The organism is Mycetocola sp. Y444, assembly GCF_059445295.1.
Map to the genome: position 1 here is coordinate 236,249 of NZ_JCAIUB010000003.1, position 23,879 is coordinate 260,127.

18 protein-coding genes are annotated in these 23,879 nt (G+C 65.7%); 11 read left to right on the top strand and 7 right to left on the bottom strand.

The genetic code is table 11. The features are described 5' to 3' along the window. The first annotated feature begins 129 nt into the window (after positions 1 to 129). Both AC1C2M_RS12610 and AC1C2M_RS12615 read left to right on the top strand, forming a co-directional pair. Positions 130 to 1,929, top strand: a complete 1,800-nt coding sequence (locus tag AC1C2M_RS12610) for a thioester domain-containing protein (protein ID WP_495436823.1) — start codon at positions 130 to 132, stop codon at positions 1,927 to 1,929. Positions 1,930 to 2,214: 285 nt separating this feature from the next. Next, entirely contained in the window at positions 2,215 to 6,453 is a 4,239-nt protein-coding gene (locus AC1C2M_RS12615) for a DUF5979 domain-containing protein (protein WP_495436825.1), read from the top strand. Between the two features lie 95 nt (positions 6,454 to 6,548). On the opposite strand, the gene AC1C2M_RS12620 is transcribed toward AC1C2M_RS12615, so the two are convergent. Together AC1C2M_RS12620 and AC1C2M_RS12625 are read right to left on the bottom strand one after the other, a co-directional pair. Further along, positions 6,549 to 8,009: a sensor histidine kinase gene (locus tag AC1C2M_RS12620; protein WP_495436827.1), complete on the bottom strand. Its 1,461-nt coding sequence runs from the start codon at positions 8,007 to 8,009 to the stop codon at positions 6,549 to 6,551. Continuing rightward, complete coding sequence (locus tag AC1C2M_RS12625) at positions 8,002 to 8,679, bottom strand: response regulator transcription factor (protein WP_495436829.1); 678 nt, start codon at positions 8,677 to 8,679, stop codon at positions 8,002 to 8,004. Before AC1C2M_RS12625 ends, AC1C2M_RS12620 begins: the two co-directional genes overlap by 8 nt. 596 nt (positions 8,680 to 9,275) lie before the next feature. On the opposite strand from AC1C2M_RS12625, the gene AC1C2M_RS12630 reads away from it, so the two are divergent. From AC1C2M_RS12630 to AC1C2M_RS12640, 3 genes are all read left to right on the top strand, one after another. Then, positions 9,276 to 10,199, top strand: a complete 924-nt coding sequence (locus tag AC1C2M_RS12630; protein ID WP_483406487.1) for a J domain-containing protein — start codon at positions 9,276 to 9,278, stop codon at positions 10,197 to 10,199. Between the two features lie 294 nt (positions 10,200 to 10,493). Beyond that, complete coding sequence (locus AC1C2M_RS12635) at positions 10,494 to 10,817, top strand: nuclear transport factor 2 family protein (protein ID WP_495436832.1); 324 nt, start codon at positions 10,494 to 10,496, stop codon at positions 10,815 to 10,817. A 124-nt stretch (positions 10,818 to 10,941) separates the two neighbouring features. Next, a complete protein-coding gene (locus AC1C2M_RS12640) occupies positions 10,942 to 12,390 on the top strand; it encodes a flotillin family protein (protein WP_495436834.1) in 1,449 nt (482 codons plus the stop codon). Positions 12,391 to 12,578: 188 nt separating this feature from the next. Here AC1C2M_RS12640 and AC1C2M_RS12645 read toward each other — a convergent pair whose 3' ends face one another. After that, positions 12,579 to 13,703, bottom strand: a complete 1,125-nt coding sequence (locus AC1C2M_RS12645) for a hypothetical protein (protein ID WP_495436836.1) — start codon at positions 13,701 to 13,703, stop codon at positions 12,579 to 12,581. A 154-nt stretch (positions 13,704 to 13,857) separates the two neighbouring features. Between AC1C2M_RS12645 and AC1C2M_RS12650 the strand changes: the two genes are divergently transcribed. After that, positions 13,858 to 14,811 carry an L-lactate dehydrogenase gene (locus AC1C2M_RS12650; protein WP_483406483.1) on the top strand — a complete coding sequence of 318 codons (954 nt, stop codon included), beginning with the start codon at positions 13,858 to 13,860 and terminating at the stop codon, positions 14,809 to 14,811. A 362-nt stretch (positions 14,812 to 15,173) separates the two neighbouring features. Here the strand turns inward: AC1C2M_RS12650 and AC1C2M_RS12655 are convergent, their stop codons facing one another. Further along, positions 15,174 to 16,091 carry an NADP-dependent oxidoreductase gene (locus AC1C2M_RS12655; RefSeq protein ID WP_495436837.1) on the bottom strand — a complete coding sequence of 306 codons (918 nt, stop codon included), beginning with the start codon at positions 16,089 to 16,091 and terminating at the stop codon, positions 15,174 to 15,176. A gap of 124 nt (positions 16,092 to 16,215) precedes the next feature. Here AC1C2M_RS12655 and AC1C2M_RS12660 point away from each other — a divergent pair, with 124 nt between their 5' ends. From AC1C2M_RS12660 to AC1C2M_RS12680, 5 genes are all read left to right on the top strand, one after another. Then, complete coding sequence (locus AC1C2M_RS12660) at positions 16,216 to 17,505, top strand: MFS transporter (RefSeq protein WP_495436839.1); 1,290 nt, start codon at positions 16,216 to 16,218, stop codon at positions 17,503 to 17,505. A gap of 76 nt (positions 17,506 to 17,581) precedes the next feature. After that, entirely contained in the window at positions 17,582 to 18,010 is a 429-nt protein-coding gene (locus tag AC1C2M_RS12665) for a hypothetical protein (RefSeq protein WP_495433254.1), read from the top strand. After that, a complete protein-coding gene (locus AC1C2M_RS12670) occupies positions 18,004 to 18,246 on the top strand; it encodes a helix-turn-helix transcriptional regulator (protein WP_483406479.1) in 243 nt (80 codons plus the stop codon). The genes AC1C2M_RS12665 and AC1C2M_RS12670 overlap by 7 nt, the downstream gene beginning before the upstream one ends. A 2-nt stretch (positions 18,247 to 18,248) precedes the next feature. Next, complete coding sequence (locus AC1C2M_RS12675; protein WP_495436841.1) at positions 18,249 to 19,223, top strand: NAD(P)-dependent alcohol dehydrogenase; 975 nt, start codon at positions 18,249 to 18,251, stop codon at positions 19,221 to 19,223. A gap of 412 nt (positions 19,224 to 19,635) precedes the next feature. Then, positions 19,636 to 20,112, top strand: a complete 477-nt coding sequence (locus tag AC1C2M_RS12680; RefSeq protein ID WP_495436843.1) for a VOC family protein — start codon at positions 19,636 to 19,638, stop codon at positions 20,110 to 20,112. A gap of 84 nt (positions 20,113 to 20,196) precedes the next feature. Here AC1C2M_RS12680 and AC1C2M_RS12685 read toward each other — a convergent pair whose 3' ends face one another. The 3 genes from AC1C2M_RS12685 to AC1C2M_RS12695 all read right to left on the bottom strand — a co-directional run bounded on the left by AC1C2M_RS12685 (position 20,197) and on the right by AC1C2M_RS12695 (position 23,795). Beyond that, entirely contained in the window at positions 20,197 to 21,030 is an 834-nt protein-coding gene (locus AC1C2M_RS12685; protein ID WP_495436845.1) for an aldo/keto reductase, read from the bottom strand. Between the two features lie 210 nt (positions 21,031 to 21,240). Next, the gene (locus AC1C2M_RS12690) at positions 21,241 to 23,052 is read right to left on the bottom strand and encodes a YhgE/Pip family protein (protein WP_495436847.1); all 1,812 of its coding nucleotides are present in this window, start codon (positions 23,050 to 23,052) and stop codon (positions 21,241 to 21,243) included. Further along, positions 23,049 to 23,795, bottom strand: a complete 747-nt coding sequence (locus AC1C2M_RS12695) for a P-loop NTPase family protein (RefSeq protein ID WP_495436848.1) — start codon at positions 23,793 to 23,795, stop codon at positions 23,049 to 23,051. The genes AC1C2M_RS12690 and AC1C2M_RS12695 overlap by 4 nt, the downstream gene beginning before the upstream one ends. Positions 23,796 to 23,879 lie beyond the last annotated feature (84 nt).

The window sequence follows — 23,879 nt, forward strand, 5'->3', positions numbered from 1 at the left end:
TCTCCGACTCCGGCGGCACGCAGACACACGGCGGGGCCTGCAGTGAGGGGCCCAGGTCGGTCAATGCGACCAGTTCACAGGATGTTGGGGAAACCAATGAACGCTGCACCCATTTTTAGTCGTCGGTCGATGGGACGGTTCGGTGCGTATCGAGTCCTGTTCTCGTTCGCAGCGGCCATCGCCCTGTTCGCGATGGTCCTGACGCCATTGGGCAGTGCAGCGAGGGCGTCAGTGCCTGACCCTTTTCCCGTCTCCGACGCCGAGCCGGGTGCGAACACGGAAATCCGAGCCACCGCCCTGGGTGCTGCCCAGAGAGTCGCGGCGTTCGCGCCGCCAACATCGTCACCGCCCGATCCGGCTGAGCCGTATCCAACCGCCAATCCCACCGGGTATCAAGCGGTGGGCAGGTACGCGGGAACGATCATCACGAGTTCGGTCGACAACCCGGCCCTGACGGCTGAGGTGTACTGCATCGAGCTCGGGGTGGAGACACAGGTCGGTGTCGGCTACGAGAGTGCAACCTGGGACGAGGCCAACGTGGCCAACCTCGGATACGTGGCCTACATCGTCAATAACTACTACCCGAGCACCACCGAGCCCAGTGGGCTGACAGACAACCAGAGGGGCGCCGCCGTCCAGGCCGCGATTTGGTGGTTTACCGATGGCTACATCGTGAACACGTCTGAGCAGGTCGTGAGGGCGGCAACGGTGGCCATCGTCGAAGCAGCGCAGGCCGCGGGGCCCGCCACCCAGCCAGCCGCGCCCGATGTGTCGATTACCCCACCGGCGGGCGAAGCCCCTGTGGGTTCAGCTGCCGGGCCGTTTGTTGTCGCCGCTGAGGGTGCCGCCGAGTTGACGGTATCGGTGCCGACCGGATACTCGATGTTCGCCGATGCGGCAGCGACAACCCCGCTGGCGAACCCCAGCACTGTTGCCTCGGGCACCTCCATCTGGGTGACCAGTGAAACGACGACACCGAATGAAACGACGTTGAGCGCGCGCGCCGCGGTGACCGCGCAGGGCGGGCAGATCTATGTCTATGACGGCAACGATCCCAACCTGCCGGACGCGCAGAGTGTGATTCTCGCGCGGACCACCGAACTTGAGGCCGTGGCGCAGGCGACACCCGGCTTCTTCGCAGCCGGAATCTTGACCGTGACCAAGACCTTTGCTGGCGATGGGGTTGGACAGCAGGGCCCGATCCAGCTCCTGGTGGACTGCGGCGAAGGTTTCAGCTTTACGAGTGACATCCCCGCCAGTGCGACAGAGACGCAAACCTTCACGTACCCCGGAATTCCGATCGGAAATACCTGCACCGTCACCGAGCCGACGACAGGGTCGACGACCGCGGTCGAGGTGACGACCAACACGCCACAGGCGGCGACGATCGACGCTGATGGTGAAACGGTCACCGTCGATAACACGGTCACGCTTCGGCCAGGCGATCTCACCGTCACCAAAGTTGTGATCGGAGACGCCGCGGGGCTTCAGGGCGAGATTGTGCTCGACATCGACTGCGGCACGGCGCTCGCCGAGACCGTGACGATTCCCGCCGGCACCGTCGCTGGCTCCTATGTTCAGGCATACTTCGGCCTTCCCGCCGGCAGCGAGTGCACGATCTCGGAGACCAGTACCGGCGCCAGCGGCGCTGTGCTGGTCGACGCGACGGATGACGTCACGGTCGTCATTGTCCCTGGTCTGGTGGTTGACGCAACCATCACGAACACGGTCACAGAGGAAGCAACCCCGGTACCCCCGTCAACGCCGGAAACCGGCGGCCAGTCCGGGTACTTGCCCCCGACGGGCGCGAACCCGACTATGCCCCTGCTCCTGGCGGGAGGAGTACTCGCAGCTGGAACGCTCCTGGTGCTGCTTGCGGGAGCCGCGTCACGGCGCCGCCAGACCATTTTGGGCAGCGAGAAACGCTAGCGGAGATCCCGAGAGGCTGCGGCGGATGATTCCGGCGCGCCCTCTCGTTGGTTCTCTCTCAACAAACGGATGCCGCCGGCATCCGCAGTTCGAATCGAGAGCACGAGAGCACGGGACCCGGGCCCGCACGGGACATTCGCCTCTATTCGGTGCCGTAGCGACGTGGATGATCACCGTTAGTGTTCGGCGGCTCGCTGGCTCGGCTGGTCCCGGACACGATCGGCGGTTGTGATGAGGCCGTTCTGCCAGATGTGACCCGTTCACGTAACGAAGTTGAGGAAACCAATGAACGCCGCACCCATTTTCAGTCCTCGCTCGATCGGGCGGTTTGCGCCATATCGACTCGTGTTCTCGATCGCAGCCGTTCTCGCGATGCTCCTCATGCTCCTCATGCCCTTCGGCAACGCAGCCGGGGCCGCCGAACCTGATCCCCAGCCCGGTGGCAACTCGCCGCGAGCGTCAAACACAGAGATTCAAGTCCTCGGCCGTGGTACCGGCCAGACAGTCCAGGGGTTCCTTCCGACAACACCGACCACCCAGGACCCCACGGCGGCGTACCCCACCACTAATCCGACCACCGGCTATTCACCAGAAAACTCGTGGGCGGGAACCATCCGGACGGCATCGCTCTCCGACCCGACCCTGACGGCGGAGATGTACTGCATCAACATCCGGGTCCAGACGCAGAACGGGGTCGGATACGAAAGCGGCACCTGGGAAGAATCAACCATTCCCAACATCGGTTACGTGACCTACATCCTCAACAACTACTACCCGACCACGGACCGACCGACCGGCCTGACAAACACCCAGAAGGCCGCCGCGGTCCAGGCCGCGATCTGGTACTTCACTGATGGCTACGTGGTGGCTACCGCGCCGGGACCTTTGCGGAACGCAGTAGCGGCGATTGTCCAGGAGGCGCAGACCAACGGGCCCGTCGTGGAACCGCCCGCTCCCAACGTCACGATCACTCCGACGACAGCCGAGGCACCCGTCGGTGGAACGGGTGGTCCCTTCGTCGTCGAGGCAGAGAATGCCGCCGAGTTAACTGTTGCGGTGCCCGACGGGTACGCGCTTTTCGCCGATGAGGCGGCGACCATCCCTGTGGCCAACAACAGTACGGTGCCATCCGGCACCTCCCTCTGGGTCACGAGTACCGCAACGACGGCCAACGACACGACGCTAAGCGCCCGGGCCGCTGTGACCGTGCAGCGGGGGCAGGTGTACATCTATGACGGCAACGACCCCGACCTGACCGAGGCCCAGCACCTGATTCTGGCGCAGACCACGGAGCTCGAGGCAGTGGCGCAGGCGACACACACTTTCTTTGCTGTCGGAAACCTCACGGTCAATAAGACCTTCGCGGGCGATGCTGTTGGTCAACAGGGTCCGATTCAACTCCTCATCGACTGCGGTGAGGATTACACCTACACGGCGGATATCCCTGCCAACGCGACGACGACGCAAACCTTCACCTATCCGGGAATTCCGGAAGGGAACACCTGCACGGTCACCGAGCCGACGACAGGGTCGACAACGACCGTAGAGGTGACGAGCGACTCCCCCCAGGAGGCGACCGTTGATGCGGACGGCGAGACCGTCACCATCGCCAACACGGTGACAACCCGGCCGGGCGATCTTAACGTCACGAAGGTCGTCACCGGTGAGGCAGCGGGCGCGCAGGAGGACATCGTCCTCGCCATTGACTGCGGCGCAGCCCTCACAGACACCTTCACGATCCCTGCTGGATCTGCTGCGGGCTCCTACGTTCAGTCCTACACGGACCTTCCCGCAGGAACCCAGTGCACCATCACGGAGACCTCGACCGGTGAATCCTCCACGGTTGTGGTCGATCCAACCGAGGCCGTGACGGTCACCATCGCACCGGGCGCCACGTCCGACGCGACGATCACGAACACGGCTACCTTCCAGCCGGGCGGTCTTCGGGTGACGAAGGTTGTCACGGGTGAGGCCGCTGGCCAGCAGGGTGAGATTGTCCTCCAGGTGAGCTGCGGGGAAGCGCTGAGCGAGACGGTCACGATACCGGCGGGTGCGACGGCCGATTCCTATGTTCAGACCTTCACCAATATTCCGGCGAACACCGAGTGCACGGTCACGGAAACCGAAACCGGGACGACACAAACTGCCCTGGTTGTACCGACGGAGAATGTCACCGTAACCGTGACGCCGGGAACGATCGTCGACGCGACGATCACCAACACGGTGACCAATCAGCCGGGCAGCTTGAACGTGACGAAGGTGATCACGGGCGAGGCCGCGGGTTCGCAGGAGGACATCGTCCTGAGCATCGATTGTGGTGAGGCTCTGAGTGAGACCTTCACGATCCCTGCCGGGTCTGCCGCCGATTCTTACGTTCAGTCCTACGCGGATCTGCCAGCGGGTACCGAATGCACGATTACGGAGACCGAAACGGGTGAGTCGTCCACGGTCGTGGTTGACCCGACCGAGGACGTGACCGTCACGATCGAACCGGGTGCAACCGCCGAAGCGACGATCACCAACACGGTGACGTTCCGGCCAGGTGTGCTGAACGTGACGAAGGTGATCACGGGTGATGCTGCCGGGTCGCAGGAGGACATTGTCCTGAGCATTGATTGCGGTGAGGCTCTGAGCGAGACCTTTACGATCCCTGCAGGGTCAACCGCGGATTCCTACGCCCAGTCCTACGAGGACCTGCCGTCGGGTACCGAGTGCACGATCACGGAGACCGAAACGGGTGAGTCGTCCACGGTTGTGGTCGATCCCACGGAGGACGTGACCGTCACGATCCCGCCCGGTGAAGGGGCCGAGGCGACGATCACGAACACTGTGACGTTCCGGCCAGGTGTTCTGAACGTGACGAAGGTGATCACGGGTGAGGCTGCGGGTTCGCAGGAGGACATTGTCCTGACCATTGATTGTGGTGAGGCTCTGTCAGAGACCTTCACCATCCCTGCCGGTTCCACTGCGGATTCGTACGTGCAGTCCTACGCGGATCTGCCGGCGGGTACCGAGTGCACGGTGACGGAGACGGAAACGGGTGAGTCGTCCACGGTCCTGGTCGACCCCACGGAGAATGTGACCGTGACGATCGAGCCAGGTGCGACCGCGGACGCGACGATCACGAACACGGTGACGTTCCGGCCAGGTGGCTTGAACGTGACGAAGGTGATCACGGGTGAGGCTGCGGGTTCGCAGGAGGACATCGTCCTCACCATCGATTGTGGTGAGGCTCTGAGCGAGACCTTCACGATCCCTGCCGGATCCGCTGCGGATTCGTACGTTCAGTCCTACACGGATCTGCCTGCGGGAACAGAGTGCACGGTAACGGAAACGGAAACCGGGGAGTCGTCCACGGCTGTAGTCGACCCGACCGAGGACGTGACCGTCACGATCGAACCTGGTGCGACTGCTGAAGCGACAATCACGAACACGGTGACGTTCCAGCCGGGTGCTCTCCAGGTGAGGAAGGTTCTCACCGGTGAAGGTGCCGGATCCCAGGAGGACATCGTTCTCGACATCGACTGTGGTGAGGCTCTGACCGAAACCGTCACGATTCCTGCAGGGTCAACCGCGGGTTCCTACGTGCAGACGTTTACGGATCTGCCTGCGGGAACGGAGTGCACCGTCACGGAAACTGAAACCGGTGAATCATCCGCCGTTGTGGTTGATCCCACCGAAGACGTGACCGTCACGATCGAGCCGGGAGCAACCGCCGAAGCGATCATCACCAACACGGTGACGTTCCAGCCGGGCAGCCTGAGCGTGACCAAAGTGATCACAGGAGACGCGGCAGGACTACAGGGCGAGATCGTTCTCGAGATCGACTGCGGCGAGGCGCTCACCGACACCGTGACGATCCCCGCGGGTGCGACGGCCGATTCCTACGTTGAGACCTTCGACAACATTCCGGCGAACACGGAGTGCACGGTGACGGAAACCGAGACCGGTGCGACCGAAACTGTCGTGGTCGAACCGACCGATGACGTAACCGTGACCGTTGCGCCGGGAGCTACTGTCGACGCAACCATCACGAACACCGTCAGCTACCAGCCGGGTGGCCTGCGAGTGACAAAGGTGATCACCGGAGGAGCCTCCGGGCTCCAGGGCGAGATTGTTCTCGACATCGATTGCGGTGAGGCATTGACGGACACCTTCTCGATACCGGCTGGCTCGACGGCGGATTCCTACATCCAGATCTTCCAGGGCATCCCGGCAGGAACCGAGTGCACCGTCACGGAGTCAACGAATGGCGGGACCGCAGGAATCCAGGTAGCAGCGACGGATGATGTGACCGTCACCATCGCGACCGGTGCTTTCGTCGACGCAACGATCACCAACACCGTGACCAGGGAAGAAACCCCCAGTGGCGGCGGCGGTGGCTCAAGCTACCTCCCGATGACGGGTTCCAACCCGGGCATGTCCCTGCTGATTGCGGGCGGGGTGATCGCGGGCGGGCTGGCGATGATTCTGATCCGCGGCGCGGCGGTCCGGCGACGTGAATCCGCCCGCCGGAACAGCTAGAGGGTCAGCGGGCTAGTCCGGCTAGCCGTGACAACGGGGCTGTAGTGGGGAAACCCATTACAGCCCCGTTCTCGGCGTTGCCTGGAGTGTGCGTTTTACTCGGGCGAAACGGATGCCGCCGGCATCCGCAGTTCAAATCGCGCACCACCCAGCTCGCTCGCGGTGACAGCGACAGAACCGCCGTGTGCACCGGCGATCTCCCGCACGATCGACAGGCCGAGCCCGCTTCCGCCTGACTCCCGGGCGCGAGCATCGTCGAGTCGGACGAACCGCTCGAAGACCCGGGCCCGATCGGCCTCGGGGATGCCATCGCCGTCATCGGAGACCGCGAGGAGCACCCGCCCGTCCGATTCGCTGAGCTCGAACCGCACGGTGCTTGCGGCGTGACGAGCGGCATTGTCGGCGAGGTTCCGCACGGCCTGGCCGAGCAAGCCCACATCGCCGAGGACCCGGGCTGGTCCGACGGCGCTGGCGTCGATTCGAAGCGACGTCGTGTCCTTCAGCCGACGCACCTCGCCGAGAACGAGGTCGTCGAGGTCGACGGGCGTGCGGCTCGGGGTGAGTGACCGCTCATCGGCCTTCGCGAGGACGAGCATCCCTTGCACCAGCCGCTCGAGCCGGGCGCCCTCCTCGAGGACGACGTCAGACAGCTCGGGGCCGCTCACGCGATCGGGGTGTGCCCGGGCTACTTCGGCATACTGGCGCATCGACGCGAGCGGCGATCGCAACTCGTGCGAGGCATCCGAGATGAACCGTCGCTGGGTCTTCTGCGACGCGTCGAGCCGGTCGAGCATCCCGTTCATCGTTGTCGCGAGGCGACCGATCTCGTCGCGCGACCCCGGGTCGGCGATCCGCCGGTCGAGGTGGGCGCTCGTCACGTCGTCGACCTCGCGGCGCATCCGTTCGACCGGCTGCAAGGCGCGCCCGACGACGAACCACGTGGTCAGCGCAACAAATGCCAGGAGCACGGGCAGGGCAATTGCGAGCAGCTGGATCACGGTTTCGGTGGTCTCGTCGACGTCGCCGACGCTGCGCCCGGTCACAATCGTGAGGTGGTCCACCTCAGTTGCGACGGCGATAAACCGCTCAGAATCACCGGGCAGGGCCACTGTTTCGGCCTCGCCGCGCGACGGAACCGCAACGGCACCAATGTCGGCGGCGTTCTCACTCGCCGCCAGAACGTGGCCCGACGTGCTGATCACCTGGAAGAAAGCCTCATCGTCGTCGAATCCGGCGAGGAAGTCCTCGGTCGTCTGGGTCGCCGGGTCGTCGCTGCTGTCGGAGTCGTCATCGTCGTCGTCGGAATCGTCAGGTGACGGGGCATCCGGTGCCGAGGCATCCGTTGTCAGCGATTCAAGGCCGGATGCCTCCACCCGGTTGACGAGGTCGCTGAGGGTTTGCTCGGCCCTCGCCTGCACACCCTCGCGGAGTGACCCCTGCAACAAGGCGATGAACCCGGCGGCGCCGACCAGGAGCGCGACGGCGACAATGGCGGTCGCGGCGAGGACGATGCGGCTGCGGAGCGAGAGCCGTCGGCGCGCGGGCGAGTCAGCCACCGTTCGCCGCCAGCCGGTAGCCCGCACCGCGCAGGGTTTCGATGGCCTCGCGGCCAAACGGACGGTCGAGTTTGTTGCGGAGGTGCCGCACGTACACCTCGACGATGTTGGGGTCGCCCTCGAAGTCGAAGTCCCACACGTTGTCGAGTAACTCGCGCTTCGACACCACGGTGCCGAGATTGCGGATGAGGTACTCGAGCACGGCAAATTCGCGGCTGGTCAGGTCAATCGCGGCGTCACCGCGCCAGACCCGACGGGCGGCCGGATCCACCCGGATGTCGCCCGCCTCGAGCACGACGGGTCGCTCAGCGGCGCCCCGGCGCATCAGCGCGCGCACGCGGGCAAGCAGGATCGCGAAGGAGAACGGCTTGGTGAGGTAGTCGTCTGCACCGGTGTCGAGTGCTTCGACCTGGTCCCATTCCCCGTCCTTGGCGGTGAGCATGAGGATGGGCGTCCAGTTCTTGTCGGCGCGCAGGGTCTCGCAGACGCGGTAGCCGCTCATCCCGGGCAGCATGATGTCGAGGAGGATCACCGAGTACTGGTTTTCTCGCGCCAGCCAGAGCCCGTCGGTGCCGGTTTCGGCGACATCGACCGCGAAGCCCTCGGCCTCAAGCCCACGCCGGAGCCCGTCCGCGAGCCGTTTTTCGTCTTCGACCACGAGTATCCGCATGCCGATCACCTCCCCGGCCATTCTGCCGGAGCGGGGCTGAAGCGCCGCTGAAGCTGCCGCCGAAGCCGAGTGTGCCAGGCGGGCCCGTGGCTTCGGGAGGTAGAAGTCTGGGTCCGTCGACGTATGGGCCTCGGGTGGCCGGTTCTTCCTCCCGAAACACCGCGGAAGGCGCGTTTTGGCGCCCGACTGGCGAAGTTGGACCCAGCCCCTTCGCGTGGCCGAGCGGTTGGGGCGGCTGGTTTGGGGCGGTAGAAGTCTGGGTCCGCCGACGTGTGGGCCTTGGGTGGCCGGTTCTTCCTCCCGAAACACCCGCAGCGACCCGGCGGCGTTGCCACCAGGCGCGGTGACCCGGCGGTAATGGCGCCTAGCGCGCGCGGCGACCGGGCTGGGGCCGCTTCGCCGAGGGCGGTGGGTTTTGGGGAGGACGAAGGCTGGGCCCGTCGAGGTATGGGCCTTTCGGGGCCGGTTTTCCTCCCGAAGCACACCGGACCGCCGGGCGCTCCCGCCCTTTTCGCTCAGGGCGTGAACACGGTCGCCTCGCTCACAGATTTTCTCGGTATCGTGAGTCAGCAGATTTCCCGATTGAAAGCGAGCGGATGCCAGACAGCCCGATCTCGGCGACGCCATACGAGGTGCTCGGTGTGAGTCCGACCGCCGACCAGGATGAACTTCGGCGCGCGTACCGCAGGCTTATGCGGGAGACCCACCCCGACACCGGTGGCAGTGCTGCCCGGTTCACGGCGGTGCAGGTTGCCTGGGAGCGGATAGGGACGGCAGAGGGCCGTGCGGCCTATGACCGGGGACGCGGCAGCGGATCCTCGAACGGGGAGACCCATCCCACCTGGTCGGCATCGGCCGCGAAGCCCCAGCCAGACTCGCGCCCTCGGGCGCGTTCGTACGGGCACCCCGGCGGCTGGCGCAGGGAACGCTACCTCCGGCTCATGCGGGAATGGACCGGTCGTGGCGTCGAGGCGGACCCGTACGACCCGGCTCTCGTGCGCACCGCTCCGCGCGAGCTCAGGCATCTCCTCGCCGATGCGCTCGCCGAGGAAGCCACGGCCCGCAGCCTGGCCGACCTTGGCCTCGGTTTCACCGTCTGGCACGACGTCGCAACGGGCGCTCCCGACGAGAAGATCGACCACATAGTGCTCGGTCCGACGGGGCTCTTCGCTCTGCTGTCGGAGGACTTCGGCGGCCCGGTGAAGGTCAAGCGCGGCGAACTCATCGGTGAGGCCGTTGCCGGCGAACGTCCCATGCACGACCTGGCCGCTCGCGCCAAGGTCCTGTCCCGGTCGCTTCGGGCGCGTTTCACCGCGCTGGTGATAGTGCTCCCGGATGACGCGATCGAGGAGTCCGTCGTCGAACTCGGCTCGAGCCGCGGCGCGGTGACCCTCGCTGTGCGTTCGTCGTACCTGCCCGGACTGCTGCGCAATGGCCTGCCCGGCATGGATCGCGCCGGCGGAAACGAACTGTTTGACGTGCGAACGAGGCTGCAGAACGGCATCCGCTTCGTCGAATAGTCAGCGAGAAGCGCCTCGATCGCGATGCCCGACAGCTGCTAGAGGGGCACCTACCCCCTGCAGGTGCCCACTCGTCCAGCACGGCGGGCGTGAACGCTCCGCCTTCTCTTTCCCCCGAAAGAGACCGGATCCGACACTGCCGGAGGACGCAGTCTGCACATTCCCCGTTGCGCGGTCCGGTTTCAACATAACCGGGATGCGCAACGCCCGCAAACTGTATGACGGGCGGGCCAAACGGCTCTTTCGGGCCGTGAGGCGGTGGCACTACGGTTGCTGAAAGCGAAAGGACCGATCATGACGAGCTCACTGCCGGAACCGGTCGCGCGACTGATTGCCGCCGCGAACGCCGGGGATTCCGAGGCGTTTATCGAGACGTTCGCCGCCGACGCAACGGTCAATGATCGCGGCAGGGTCGTCACCGGTCGCGACGCGATTCGTGCCTGGGCGGAGTCCAATCTTCGCGGAGCCGGGGTGGCCGTCGACGTCACCGCCGAGATCACAACGCGTGAGCACGCCACGGTAACCGCAACGGTGGGCAGGGGCGGCGCCACGGCGCGAGTGCATTTGAGCTTTACTGTTGCGGATGAGCTCGTCAGCGACATGACGATCACTGTCTGAATCCCTGACCGTTTGGCGTCGGGCGGCCCGGGTCGTTGCGGAGCCCCTGACTGGTGTCTATCGCCGCGAAATAGCGCCCCGCTAGGCTGGGGTCGCCGCCCGACCGCCGGCGCCGAGGAGAGTCATGGAATTGCTAGGAATTGTTCTGAGCCCGATCATCGTGGCGGTCGTGGTGGGTGTCATCCTGCTGATCGTCATCATCATGTTCATCCAGGGCCGCTACAAGATCGCGCAGCCCGACGAGGCGATCATCGTCACCGGGCGTCGTGCCCGCAAATCGGTGGGCGCCGACGGCCGCACCATCACCGACCTCACCGGCCAGAAGGTGGTGCAGGGTGGCGGTGTCTTCGTCATCCCGTTCCTGCAGAAGCAGTTCTCGATGTCGCTGCGCTCGCGTGCCATCGGCATCCAGGTGGTCGCGCAGACCCGCAACGGTGTGACCATTCGCATCGAGGCTGTCGCGGTCGTCAAGGTCGGCGACAGCGACGGGGCCATCCGTTCCGCTGCCCAGCGCTTCCTCGGCCAGGACCAGCACATCGAACCGTTCACCCAGGAAGTGCTGTCGGGTTCGCTGCGCTCGTCGATCGGTAACCTCACCGTCGAGGAGATCATTCGGGACCGAGCCGGCCTCGCCGAGCAGGTCATCGAGGCCGCGCGCACCTCGCTCCTCAACCAGGGTCTCGACGTCGACACCTTCCAGATCAAGGAAATCGCCGACGACAAGGGCTACATCACCGACCTCGGTCGTCCGGAGCAGGCTCGTGTTCGCCAGGCCGCAGAGATCGCCGAGTCCGTGTCGGCCCGGGCATCCGAGCAGGCCCGCATCGAGGCAGCAGAGGCCATCGCCGACGCCAACCGCGAGCTGTCGCTGAAGAACGCGTCGATCAAGAGCGAGACCGATAAGGCGCTCGCCGAGGCAGAGGCAGCGAAGCCGCTCGCCGAGGCATTCGCGCAGCAGGGCATCCTGCAGCAGCGCGAGATCACCGCGCAGCGCGAGACCGCACTGCGGGAGCAGCAGCTCAACGCCGACGTGCGTAAGACAGCGGATGCCGAGTCATACCGCATCCGCCAGATCGCCGAAGCTCACGCAGCCCAGGTCGTCGCAGAGGCAAAGGCAGACCGCGACCGCCGTATCGCCGAGGCAGAAGCAACTCGCGCCGAGGGTGAGGCTGAAGCAGCCGCCATCTTCGCCAAGGGTGAGGCCGAAGCGCGAGCCACCGAGCTGCGGGTTGCCGCGCTCCGCGACGAGTCCGAGGCGCTTCTGCAGCAGCGCGCCATCGAGATCCTGCCCGAGATCGCGAAGCAGCTCGCCGCTCCGTATGGCGCGATCGACAATCTCACGGTTATCTCGACGGACGGTGCTTCGCACCTGTCGAAGCAGGTCGTCGGCAACGTTACCGAGGTCACCCAGCTGCTCAAGGACTCGACCGGCATCGACCTCGCGAGCCTGCTCAACGGCTACGTCGGCGGTCGCTCAGCGTCGGCCGCTGCCGCACCCAAGAAAGGTGTGACGGCCGAGGTGCCTGCGCCGGCTCACGCTGCTGCTCCCGCCGAAGCGGTCGCCGCCGAGTAGTACCGGTAAGCCGAGTAGTACCCCGGGCGTGCCCGCGCCCAGACCAGGAGAAAGGCCCCAGACAAGGACAGGAATTCACTTTCTATCCTTATCCGGGGCCTTTTTCCTTGCGCCGCCGCGACGGCATCCGTTGTGGTGCTGATAAGCCAGCTGTGCGGCATCCGTTTTCTCTGCCGGATGCAGGTGGTTCAGTCCGCGAGGAGCCAGGGCACCACGAAGCCAACAACGATGATGCCGAGACCAATCCAGAGATTGCCTCCACCCCGACGCAACCGACGGCCGTCGACCGCGACACCGGGCGGCCGCGACGGTGGTGGTGCACTCACGGGCGCAGCCGTGGCGGTGCCAGGTAGAGCCGGAGCTGGAACGGCAGCGGGTTCGAGCAACCGCTCGTCGCGCCAGTGCGTCCACTGATCGATCTTGGTCTGCAGCGCCGATACCGTGCCGAAGAGCCAGGCCCACATCTCAGGGTTCAGCGTCGAGATTCCGGGACCGGTGTAGAGAAAGAGGGTGTTGTCGACGATTTCGATGTCAAAGAGGGCGGCGTTGTCGACGAACCGCGCCATGATGTCTGGTGAGAAGAGGTAGAGCGCGTCGCGCTCGTACCCCTCGGGGCAGTACAGCTCGAAGTAACGATCGAAATCTCCCTCGAGCGAAAGTCGCTGTTGGACCCCAAACGAGGTCGGCAGGTTCGTGCCGAGAATGGAGTTGTTCGCGACGGCGTCGAGCACGATGTGTGGAAGCGCAGTGCCGAGTTCGATCGCGATGTAGCCCCAGCGGTATGTCGTCGACCTTTTGCCGCGGCGCACCGCGTACGTGTGGTGGCCGTATTCGACGTGGGGTGACCCAACGGTGCGAAGGACGTCGGTGGAGACGCGCCCGCTGCCGACCCAGAAGATCATTCCGGGATGCCTGGGGTCGGTGACACGGGGCTGGTACGTCATGCCGTTCGCGGCCGCGAATCGGTCAAGCCGGTAACGAGTCTCCTGTTCGCGGCGCCCCGCCGCAACGGCTCGCCGAACCATGAGCACAATGGCCGCCACGATGGCCGCGAGCACGAGTGGGACGAGGATCGGCCCTGCGGGGAGGAGGGCAAGGTCGATGAACAGAGGCACGACCGTAATGAGGCAGCACACAGCAGCGAAGGCGACAACGGCCCACACGATCACGATCCACACGAACCCGCCGACAGTGGTGGGTTTGCGGCTCGCTTCCTTCGCTTTGTGGTACTCCAGAACTCGTTGCGGGTCGACCGGTTCGATCAGCGGGGTCGGGTCAAAATCGAGGGAAGATTGAGGGGACGTCAGGCTCACGGTTACACGCTAGCGGTCGGTCGCTGTGCTTGTTTCCATCGGACGACGGCTTTCGCGACGTTGGGCCTGGACACCGTGCGGATGCTGTCAACCGGCCGACGGCATCCGCCCGCTGTTCTCTATCTATCGGCGGCTATCTCGCCATAATGGGGCTATGAGCCCAGTGCGAAACACCAAACTCTCGATCATCGGTGCGGGGAGTGTGGGATCGTCTCTCGCCTTTGCCGCACTCATTCGCGGCTCGGCGAGGGAGGTCGTGCTCTACGACCTCAACGCGTCGAGGGTAGACGCTGAGGTGCTCGACCTCGCACACGGCAGGCAGTTCATCGGGTCGAGCCGCATCACCGGTGGCGCGGACATCGAACTCGTCGCCGATTCCGACGTCGTAGTGATCACCGCCGGTGCCAAGCAGAAGCCAGGCCAGACGCGGCTCGATCTCGCGGCAACCAACGCTCGAATTCTCGAGGACCTCATGCCCCGGCTCGTCGAGCTCGCGCCGAACGCCGTGTTCGTGCTCGTGACGAACCCGTGTGATGTGCTCACCGTTGTCGCCGAGCGCGCGGTCGACCTTCCGGCCGGCCGCATCTTCTCCTCCGGTACCGTGCTCGACTCCGCGCGGCTGCGCTGGCTCCTGGCCGAGGCCGCCGATGTGGCGCCGCAGAGCGTCCACGCCCTCATCATGGGCGAGCACGGTGACAGCGAGTTTCCGATCTGGTCGGACGCCACGATCGGACAGACCCCGCTGCGCGATTGGACTGACGAGAGCGGCACGCGGCTGTTCCCGCGCGAGCGGCTCGAGTCGCTCACCTCGGATGTGGTGCACGCCGCCTACAAGATCATCGAGGGCAAGGGTGCGACCAACTACGCCATCGGCCTCTCGGGCGCGCGCATCGTTGAGGCCGTGCTGCAGAACGAGCGGGCAATCCTCCCGGTGTCGAGCCTCCTTACCGACTACCGCGGCATCAGCGGCGTCGCGCTCAGCGTGCCGTCGATCGTGGGTTCGCAGGGAGTGATTCGCACGCTCGATGTGCCGATCGACGAGGTCGAGGTGGACCTCCTGCACCGGTCGGCGGAGGAGCTTCGCGCCTCACTCGCCCACGTGCTGTAGTCGGGGGCGGCCCGCTCTCGGGGCTCCACTCTCGGTGTCCCGCTCTCGGTGTCCCGCTCTGGGTGCCGAGATAAGGACAACGGCGCCAGATAAGGACAGAACCGCCGGTTTGGTCCTTGTCTGGGCACTGTTTCCTTATCCCGGGCCGCTTCCTTATCCCGGGCCGACGGCATCCGTCCGTTGATGGTGCTGTGCCGAGCGGATGCCGCGGGCCAGGTCGTGTGGGAAGGCAGCGGATGCCGTCGGCCCCGTCCGCAGCGCAGGAGATCGCATGGTTATCAGGATGCTTTCGCGACTTTGGTCCTGATAAGCGTGCGATCTCCTGTTAAACGTGCGGGCGCGCGACCGCCACTCGGCGCCCCCTAGTCGGTGACGACGATGAGCTTGCCGCGCACGTGGCCGCGCTCGAGCTCCTCGTAGGATTCAGCCGCACGCTCGAGCGGGTAGATGCCGCTCACCGGGAACTCGAGTTCGCCCTTCGCGACGAGCTCGGCCACGCGGGCGAGGTCCTCGGTGCTGGCCTGGGCGCCGCCGATGTGGGACGCGCCGCGGTCGGCCGGGCCGTAGACGGCGATCGTGTTGATGCGCTCAATCGGGATGCCGAGCTCGAGTGCCGCGTCGATGGTGTCAGATCCGTGGTTGTCGAGCGCCGCCGTGTAGCCCTGCGGTGCTGCCTCACGCAGTCGCTCGACGAGCCCGTCGCCGTAGGCAACGGGAATCGCGCCCAGCGAACGCACGAACTCGTGGTTCGACTCGCTCGCTGTACCGACGACCGTCGCGCCCTTGCGCTTCGCGAGCTGAACGGCAAGCACACCGACACCACCCGCGGCGGCGCTGATGAGCACGGTGTCGGCATCCGTCAGTCCGAACGCCTCGACGGTGGCCCACGCGGTGCGCCCGACAACGGTGAGCCCGGCGGCCTGCTCGAAGCTCAGGTCAGCTGGCTTGTGCACAATGGTGGCGTCTTCGGTGGTGACCAGGAAGTCGGCCATCGCGTAGTTGCGGGCACCGCCGAACACCTCGTCGCCGACGGCGAAGCGGGTGACGCCCTCGCCGATCTGCTCGACGACGCCCGAGTAGTCGTTGGCGACGCCGGAGGGCAGCGTTGCCCCGTAGGTCTCGGCAGCCGGACCACGGAAAATCTTGAAGTCGACGGGGTTGAGACCGACGGCCTTCACCCGAACGACGATCTCGCCCGGCCCCGCGATCGGCTTGTCGACCGTGATGAGTTTCAGGACCTCTGGCCCGCCGAACTCGGTGTACTGGAGAAATCGAGGCATGCGTCCTGCTTCCTGTCGTGCACGGGCGGTTGTTGCCCGTCCCTGAGTCTTACGCGGCAGCTGTCCGAATTGTTCCCATTCGCGGCGGTTTGACACGGTGCATTCGGGTCATGAAGTGGGGAGAATGGATGCCGTGACCACAGCCACCGTCGACCTCATCGCCCTGCAAAAACGTACGGTGTGGGTGCTCGTCGCCGGCCAGATCCTCGGTGGTCTCGGCATCGGTGCGACCCTCTCCATCGGGTCGGTGCTCGCGACGGAGGTTGGCGGGTCAGAGGCCTGGGCCGGCACCGCCGCGACGTTGAGCACGCTCGGTGCTGCTGCCGCGGCGATCCCCCTCGGCCGGCTCACCCGTCGCTATGGCAGGCGAATTTCGCTCTCGATCGGCACCCTCACCGCCCTGTTCGGTGCGGTGGTCACCGTGCTCTCCGCCGCGATGGACTTCTTCCCGCTCATGCTGCTCGGCTTCGCCATGCTCGGCGCCGGCGCTGCTGTCGGGTTGCAGTCGCGGTTCGCGGCTACCGACGTCGCCGATCCGCGTCACCGTGGTCGCGACCTCTCGATCGTGGTGTGGTCGGCCACGATCGGCTCCGTCATCGGACCGAACCTGTTCGGCCCCGGCGAGGCGATTGCCGAGTGGTTCGGGATGCCACCACTCACCGGATCCTTCGTCATCGCGGTCGTCGCCCAGTTCGCCGCCGTGTGTGTCTACGCTTTCGCGCTGCGGCCAGACCCGTATCTCGTCAGCCAGGAACTCGCGGCGGCCCAGCCCACACAGGACTCCGCAGAAGCGGAAACAACCCCGGGCGGCATCGCACGCAACCGCTCTCTCGTGTTCATGACGATCGGCATCCTCGGCCTCAGCCACGCGATCATGGTCTCGGTGATGTCGATGACGCCGGTTCACCTCGTGCACCACGGAACCTCGCTGGCCGGCGTCGGCCTCACGCTGAGCCTGCACATCGGCGGCATGTTCGCCCTGTCGCCGGTGTTTGGCTGGCTCAGCGACCGGGTCGGCCGGTTCCCGATCATCTTGACCGGGCAGGCACTGTTCGTGATTGCGCTCGCAACCGTTGCGTTCGGTGACGACTCCACGACCCTGGTCACCGTCGGCCTCATCTTCCTCGGCCTGGGCTGGAGCGCGTCGACGGTCGCGGCATCCGCTCTGCTCGGTGACCTCGTGACCGGCGCGGCCCGGCCCGTCATTCAGGGCCGGAGCGACCTCGTCATGAACCTGGCGGGTGCAGCGGGCGCTGCCTCAGCGGGACCTGCTCTCGCGTTGGTCGGGTACCCCGGCCTCGCCGTGTCGGCGGGGGTGCTCGTTGCGGTGATCGTCGTTGCGGTCCTGGTGGTCGGGCTGCCGGCCGCGCGTGTGCGCGCCGAGCGCGTGACCTCCAGCGCCACTCCCAAGTAACTTTTCCTTGACACCACGTCAGGTTTTCTTTACATTGATCAATGTAAGGTTTTCTTGACATGGCGAAGGAGCCCGGATGTCCTCCGAAGAGAAGAGCGCGTGGGTCATGCTGGTCGTGTCGCTCGCGGGCTACGCGACGTACCTGGTGATCCTGGCCGTGCAGGCGGCATCCGTTTCACTGATGGATACCGCATGGGTGACGACGATGCTCTGGACCATCGGCGGCGGGATCGTCGCTGGAATCCTGCTCAACATTCTGTTCGGCATCTTCTCGCCGAAGGACGCTGGGAGAAAAGACCAGCGGGATCGCGACATCACCCACTTCGGTGACTCGGTTGGCCAGTCGTTCGTCATCATCGGTGCCGTTACAGCGCTGATTCTGGCGATGCTTGAGGCGCCATACTTCTGGATCGCCAACGCGATCTACCTGGCGTTCGTGCTGTCGGCCTTCCTTGGCTCCATTGCCCGCGTCATTGCCTACCGCCGGGGTCTGCCGACATGGTGAGGACGAAGGCAGCCACGCGCGTCACCAATGACATCCGCCGGCTGAGGTTTCTGAACGGCGAGATGACCCAGGCCGAACTGGCCGATCGCATCGGTGTTACGCGCCAGACCATCATCGCCATCGAGCAGGGGCGGTATTCGCCGTCGCTCGAGATGGCATTCGAAATCGCCGGTGTCTTCGGGGTGCCGCTCGACGATGTGTTCTCCTATTCGGCGCCCTCCGTCACTGAGGAGTGATCATGAAGGCTGTCGTTCAACACCGATATGGAACACCGGATGTACTACGGGTCGATCACGTCGATCCACCCACGGTGCGCGATACGGACGTGCTCGTGGCGGTTCGGGCCGCTGGCGTTGACGCCGGGGTCTGGCACACCACGGCCGGGAAGCCCTATCTGCTGAGACTGTTCGGGTTTGGTTTTCGGGGGCCGAAGCAGCCGATTCCCGGTCGGGATGTCGCCGGCGTGGTGTCAGAGGTCGGCTCTGCGGTCACCCGGTTCAGGGTGGGCGACGAGGTATTCGGCACGACGCTCGATGGCAGCTTCGCCGAGCTCACCCGCGCCGCCGAGGAGCGTCTCGTGCTCAAGCCCGCGAACGTGAGCTTCGAGCAGGCCGCAGCGGCACCCGTGTCGGGGTGCACGGCGCTGCACGCGGTGCGCGATGCCGGCGGGCTGATGCCCGGGCAGAAGGTGCTCGTGCTCGGCGCCGGTGGCGGGGTTGGCTCCTTCGCGGTGCAGATCGCCGTGGCGACGGGTGCGACGGTGACCGGGGTGTGCAGCGCGGGCAAGGTCGACTTCGTGGCGTCGCTCGGGGCAGACCGCGTGATCGACCGAACCGTCGAGGATGTGGCTGCGGGCGATGAACGATTCGACCTCATCATCGACACGGCGGGGCGCACGCCGCTGGGCCGCCTGCGTCGGGTGCTGACGAAACGAGGCACCCTCGTGATCGTCGGCGGCGAGGGTGGTGGGCCGCTGCTCGGTGGGTTCGGTCGCTCGATGTTTGCGCCGCTTCGGTCGCTCTTCTCGGGCCAGAAGTTCAAGGGACTCATGTCGAGTGAGGACCTGCCCACCCTCGAGGCACTGCGCGACTTGCTCGGGGCGGGCACGGTTGTGCCCGCCGTCGACCGGGTGTTCCCGCTCGAGCGGGCCGGCGACGCGATCGAGTACCTGCACGCGGGTCGGCCGCTCGGCAAGGTCGTCGTCGCGGTTTAGACGGCGGTCGGGGTGGCTCGGGCGGGTGCGTGACGCTGAGGCAAGGAAACAGCGCCCGCACAAGGACTCGAGTCGCGATTGCGTCCTTGTGCCGGCCCGTTTTCCTTGTCTCGCTGCGGGCGACGCCCCGGGGTGGTCGCGAACGCGGCTCAACGGCATCCGTTTATCAGGAGATCGCCGGTTTGACAGGTCAATTCTCGCGAAACCGTCCTGACAATCGTGCGATCACCTGACAAACCGGCGACGCGTTCGGTGACGGATGCCGTCGGCGGCTTCGCGCCCAAAGCGGGTGTACGGCGAGGACAGGTCTGAGTAGCATGGGCGCCGCATCCCGCAGGGCGTCAACGCGGCACCCGTACAGCCAACGCGGCATCCGTCCAGTCAACGCGGCACTCGTACAAAGGAGTACCCCATGCAACGCATCACACCGTGCCTGTGGTTCAACGACCAGGCCGAGGAAGCCGCTCGGTTTTACGTGTCGGTGTTTCCCAACTCCGAGATCGTGCACGTGTCGCGCTACGGCGAGGGCGCGCCGATGCCGGCGGGCACGGCGCTGGTCGTCCTGTTCCGGCTCGACGGTGTCGACTTCCAGGCGCTCAACGGCGGGCCGGCGTTCAGCTTCAGTGAGGCGGTTTCGTTCTACGTGAATGCCGACGACCAGGCTGAGATCGACCGGCTCTGGGATACGCTCATCGCCGACGGCGGTGCGCCCAGCCAGTGTGGCTGGCTCAAAGACAAGTACGGCCTCTCCTGGCAGATCGTGCCGCCTGTGCTCAACGAAATGCTCGAGGATCCCGACCTGGAGAAAGCCCGACGGGTGATGCAGTCCATGCTCGGCATGTCGAAGCTCGACATCGCCGAGTTGCAGGCCGCATACCGCGGCGAGTGACACTGGTTCCACCACGAACGGATGCCGCCGCAAACGCACGCGGTTAGCGTGCGTTTGCGACGGCATCCGTGTACGGGAACCTGCTTAGTTGATGTCCTCGGGGTGGCCGCCGACGCGCCGGTTCTCGTCGAGGGCATCGATCGCCGCCATCTCGTCGGCGCTGAGCTCGAAGCCGAAAATGTCGAAGTTCTCGGCCATGCGCTCACGGCGGGTTGACTTGGGGATGACGATGTTGCCGGTCTGGATGTGCCAGCGCAGCACGACCTGGGCCGGTGTGACGTCGTGGGCCGACGCGACCTCGGCGATGGCGGGCAGTGTGAAGAGCTCATACTTACCCTGGCCGAGTGGACCCCACGCCTCGGTGCGGATGCCGTGGCCGGCCTGGAACTCGCGGAGCTCCCGCTGCTGGAAGAGCGGGTGCAGCTCGACCTGGTTAACATCGGGCACGACGTCGGTTGCCGCGAGCAGCGTTTCGAGGTGCGGGATCAGGAAGTTGCTGACGCCGATGGAGCGGGCGCGCCCGTCGGACTTGAAGGTTTCGAACTGGCGCCAGGTCTCAACGAAGCGTTCGTTCTTCGGCATGGGCCAGTGGATGAGGTACAGGTCGAGGTAGTCGAGGCCCAGCATGTCGAGGCTGCGTGAGAACGCGCCGGCGACGTCGCCGGCCTTGTGGTCGTCGTTCAGCAACTTCGTCGTCACGAAGAGTTCTTCGCGCGGGATGCCCGACGCCTTGATCGCGGCGCCCACCTGCGTCTCGTTGTTGTAGCCGGTGGCTGTGTCGATGTGTCGGTATCCCACTTCGAGTGCGTCTTCGACGACACGCTGCGTGTCATCGGGGTCGACGAGGAAGACGCCGAATCCGAGCTGGGGAATGCTTCGGCCAGAGTTGAGTTCAATCTGCGGTACTGAATTCGTCATGGGGGCGACGGTAACCGAGGAGTGCGGCGTGCGTCCAACGGTTGACACGGCATGCGTGCGTACCCTCCGCAGGCCATCAGTGGGCCCGGCGGGCGCGTTCAGCGAAGGAAATAGCGGCCGCACAAGGAGAGAAACCGGCTTTCGGTCCTTACCTCGGCCCGTTTTCCTTATCCGGCCCGGGTGCTCGCCCGCTCGTGAGCGTGCCCGCGCTCACTGCAGGATGCTCGGCTGCAGGTCGGTCAGCGTGCGGTGGTGCGTCTGCCGCGTGACCCCGATCAGCGTGGCCACGATCCCGATCGAGAACCACAGCGCGAGCATGGACAGGTCCGCGCCGACACGACCGACGTCACCGCCGTACATGAGTTGTCGGAGCGCATCCACGACATAGCTCATCGGGAATATATGGTGAATCACCGCGAGCGGCCCCGGCAGAGTCTGCCACGGAAAGGTGCCGCCCGCCGTCACCAGCTGCAGCACCATCATGACGAGGCCGATGAATTGCCCCACCGCGCTCAGCCACACATTGAGCGCGAGGATGATGGCGGTGTAGGTGAGGGATGCCGCCACCAGGATTCCGAAGGTGGCGAGCGGGTTCGCGAACTGGAAGCGAAGCGCGAGGGACAGCACACCGAACAGGCCGAGCATCTGCACGGCGCCGAGCATGGCCGGGGTCGCCCAGCCGGCGAGGGTCACCCGGAACGGTGAATGGAGTGCGGTGACGGCGCGACGTGAGATCGGCTTGACAATGAGGAACAGCGCGTAGATGCCGATCCACGCGGCGAGTGCGGCGAAGAAGGGGGCAAGTCCGGCGCCGTAGTTCTGCGCGGGAGCGATCGCCTTGGTGTCGATCCACACCGGAGTGCCGAGGGTGGTGGCCTGAGCCTGACGGGTGTTCTCGTTATCGTCTGGCAGTTGCGCCACGCCGTTGTCGAGGCCGGTCTTCAGTTCGTTGGCGCCCGTGAGCAGCTCACCGAGGCCGCTGTTGAGCGTGGCTGTGCCGTCGCGCAACCGGACCGCCCCGGCGGCCGCCGTAGCGGCGCCCGAGGCGAGTTCGGCACTGCCAGATGCCACTTCCTGCGCGCCCGCGTTCAGCTGGTTGATCTCGGACACGGTGTTCTGCACCCGCCGGTCGATGGTGGTGAGACCGGTTCCGATCGGCTGGAGGCGCGCGAGCACGGCGTCGATCGTCGCCTGGTCGAGACCCTCAGCGGCGAGGACCTGGGCGATATCGGAGCGGACCGTTGGCAGTGCAGCGATCACGTCATTCGCCGCGGTGCCGACAAGTCGAGCGACGTCATCGATTTCCTGGGTGCCATTGGCGACCTCTCGCGCACCGGTCGCGAGGCTGGCCGACCCGCTGCGGAGCGTCTCGAGACCTGTCGTGAGTTCACTCGATCCGGAGACGAGTTCTCCCGCCCCGGTTTGCGCGGTGGCGAGTCCCGAGACGAGCTCTCCGGAGCCGGATGCTGCCTCGGTCAGCTGACTGCGGATGGTGCTCAGCGCGTTGAGCAGCGTCAGTCCGGCTTCGGCGACGACTTTCGCCGTCACCTCGGTCTGGATCTTCTCGATCGCCTGGTTGCCGATGGTGGTGGCGAGGTAGTTGTTGGCATCGTCGGTCCGCAGGATCAGCTCCGCCTTCTTCGGGTCGCTCGAGTTAATGGAGGCGACAGCTTCGGAGAACCCAGCCGGGATTTCGATGACGAAGTCATAGTCGCCGTTCTCGAGGCCGGACGTGGCGGCATCCGCTTCGACCTGCGAGAGGTCGAAGGTCTTCTCCTTCACGAGCGCGTCGGCGACCTCCGTGCCGAGGTTGCGTTCGGTGCCATTGATCTCGGCACCGGTGTCTTCGACCACGAGCGCGACCGGGATCTCCGAGAGTCGGCCGTACGGGTCCTGGTTGGCCCACAGGTACAGGCCGCCGTAGAGGATGGGCACGATCAGCAGGGCCATCAGTGCGAGCGCTTGCATCGGGGTCGAGACCAGTCGCCGCAGTTCGGCGAGAATCATCTGCGGGATCTTCATGACTGCCCCTCAATCGCTTTTCGTGATCGCCGGTCGTGCCCTTCCACCTCCGGCAATGGCGCACCGCCGCTCTGCGCCCAGGCGCCAGCGCGTTCCTCGAGCATTCCCAGGGCGCCGAGATCCCTCTCCGATTTCCCGATCTCTCTGATGTCGTGCTCGTGGCGGATCGTCCACTCGGATGCCCGACCAGCGATCACGAGGACGGCGAAGTCACGCGAGGCGAAATCCTGGGCGAGGCGCCACCACACCAGCGGGTGGCCGCCGTGGCGATCCGGTGAGACCAGCACAATGCCGGTGACTCCGGAGCGGAGAACCGCCAGTTCGCACAGGGCGCGGAGGCGGGCTTCGGGTGGCACGTCCGAGATCGGTGTGGTGGCGAGATCCTTCATGCCGAAACTGGCGAGCCAGCGCCTTGCCGCGATGGGGTTCGAGTGGTGCCCCGCGAACATGAGTTGCTCTGCGACGACGCCGGCGAACAACACGTTGGAGTCGGGGTCGGAGACGTCGGGTGCGTCGACGAGCGCGATGCGTCGCCGCATGAGCGCGCGGTTATCTTCACCGTCGATCGTGATTGTTCCGGCATCCGGTCGCATTCGTCCCGACGCCAGAAGGCCGAGCACCGTCGGCCGCTGCTCGGTTTCGGCGGCGGCGAGCACAGCCTCTCCGGTTTCGAAGGATAGTGAGGTTTCCGGCAGCGCCCTTCCCTTGCGACCCTTGGACACGTCCCGCAGCTCGACGCGCATCAGGCCTCCTGAGCGGGTGCCCGGGAGGAGGAGTGCTGCACCGGAGGTTGAGGGGTCACGCCCTCAGCGTAGGAAGCTGCCGGG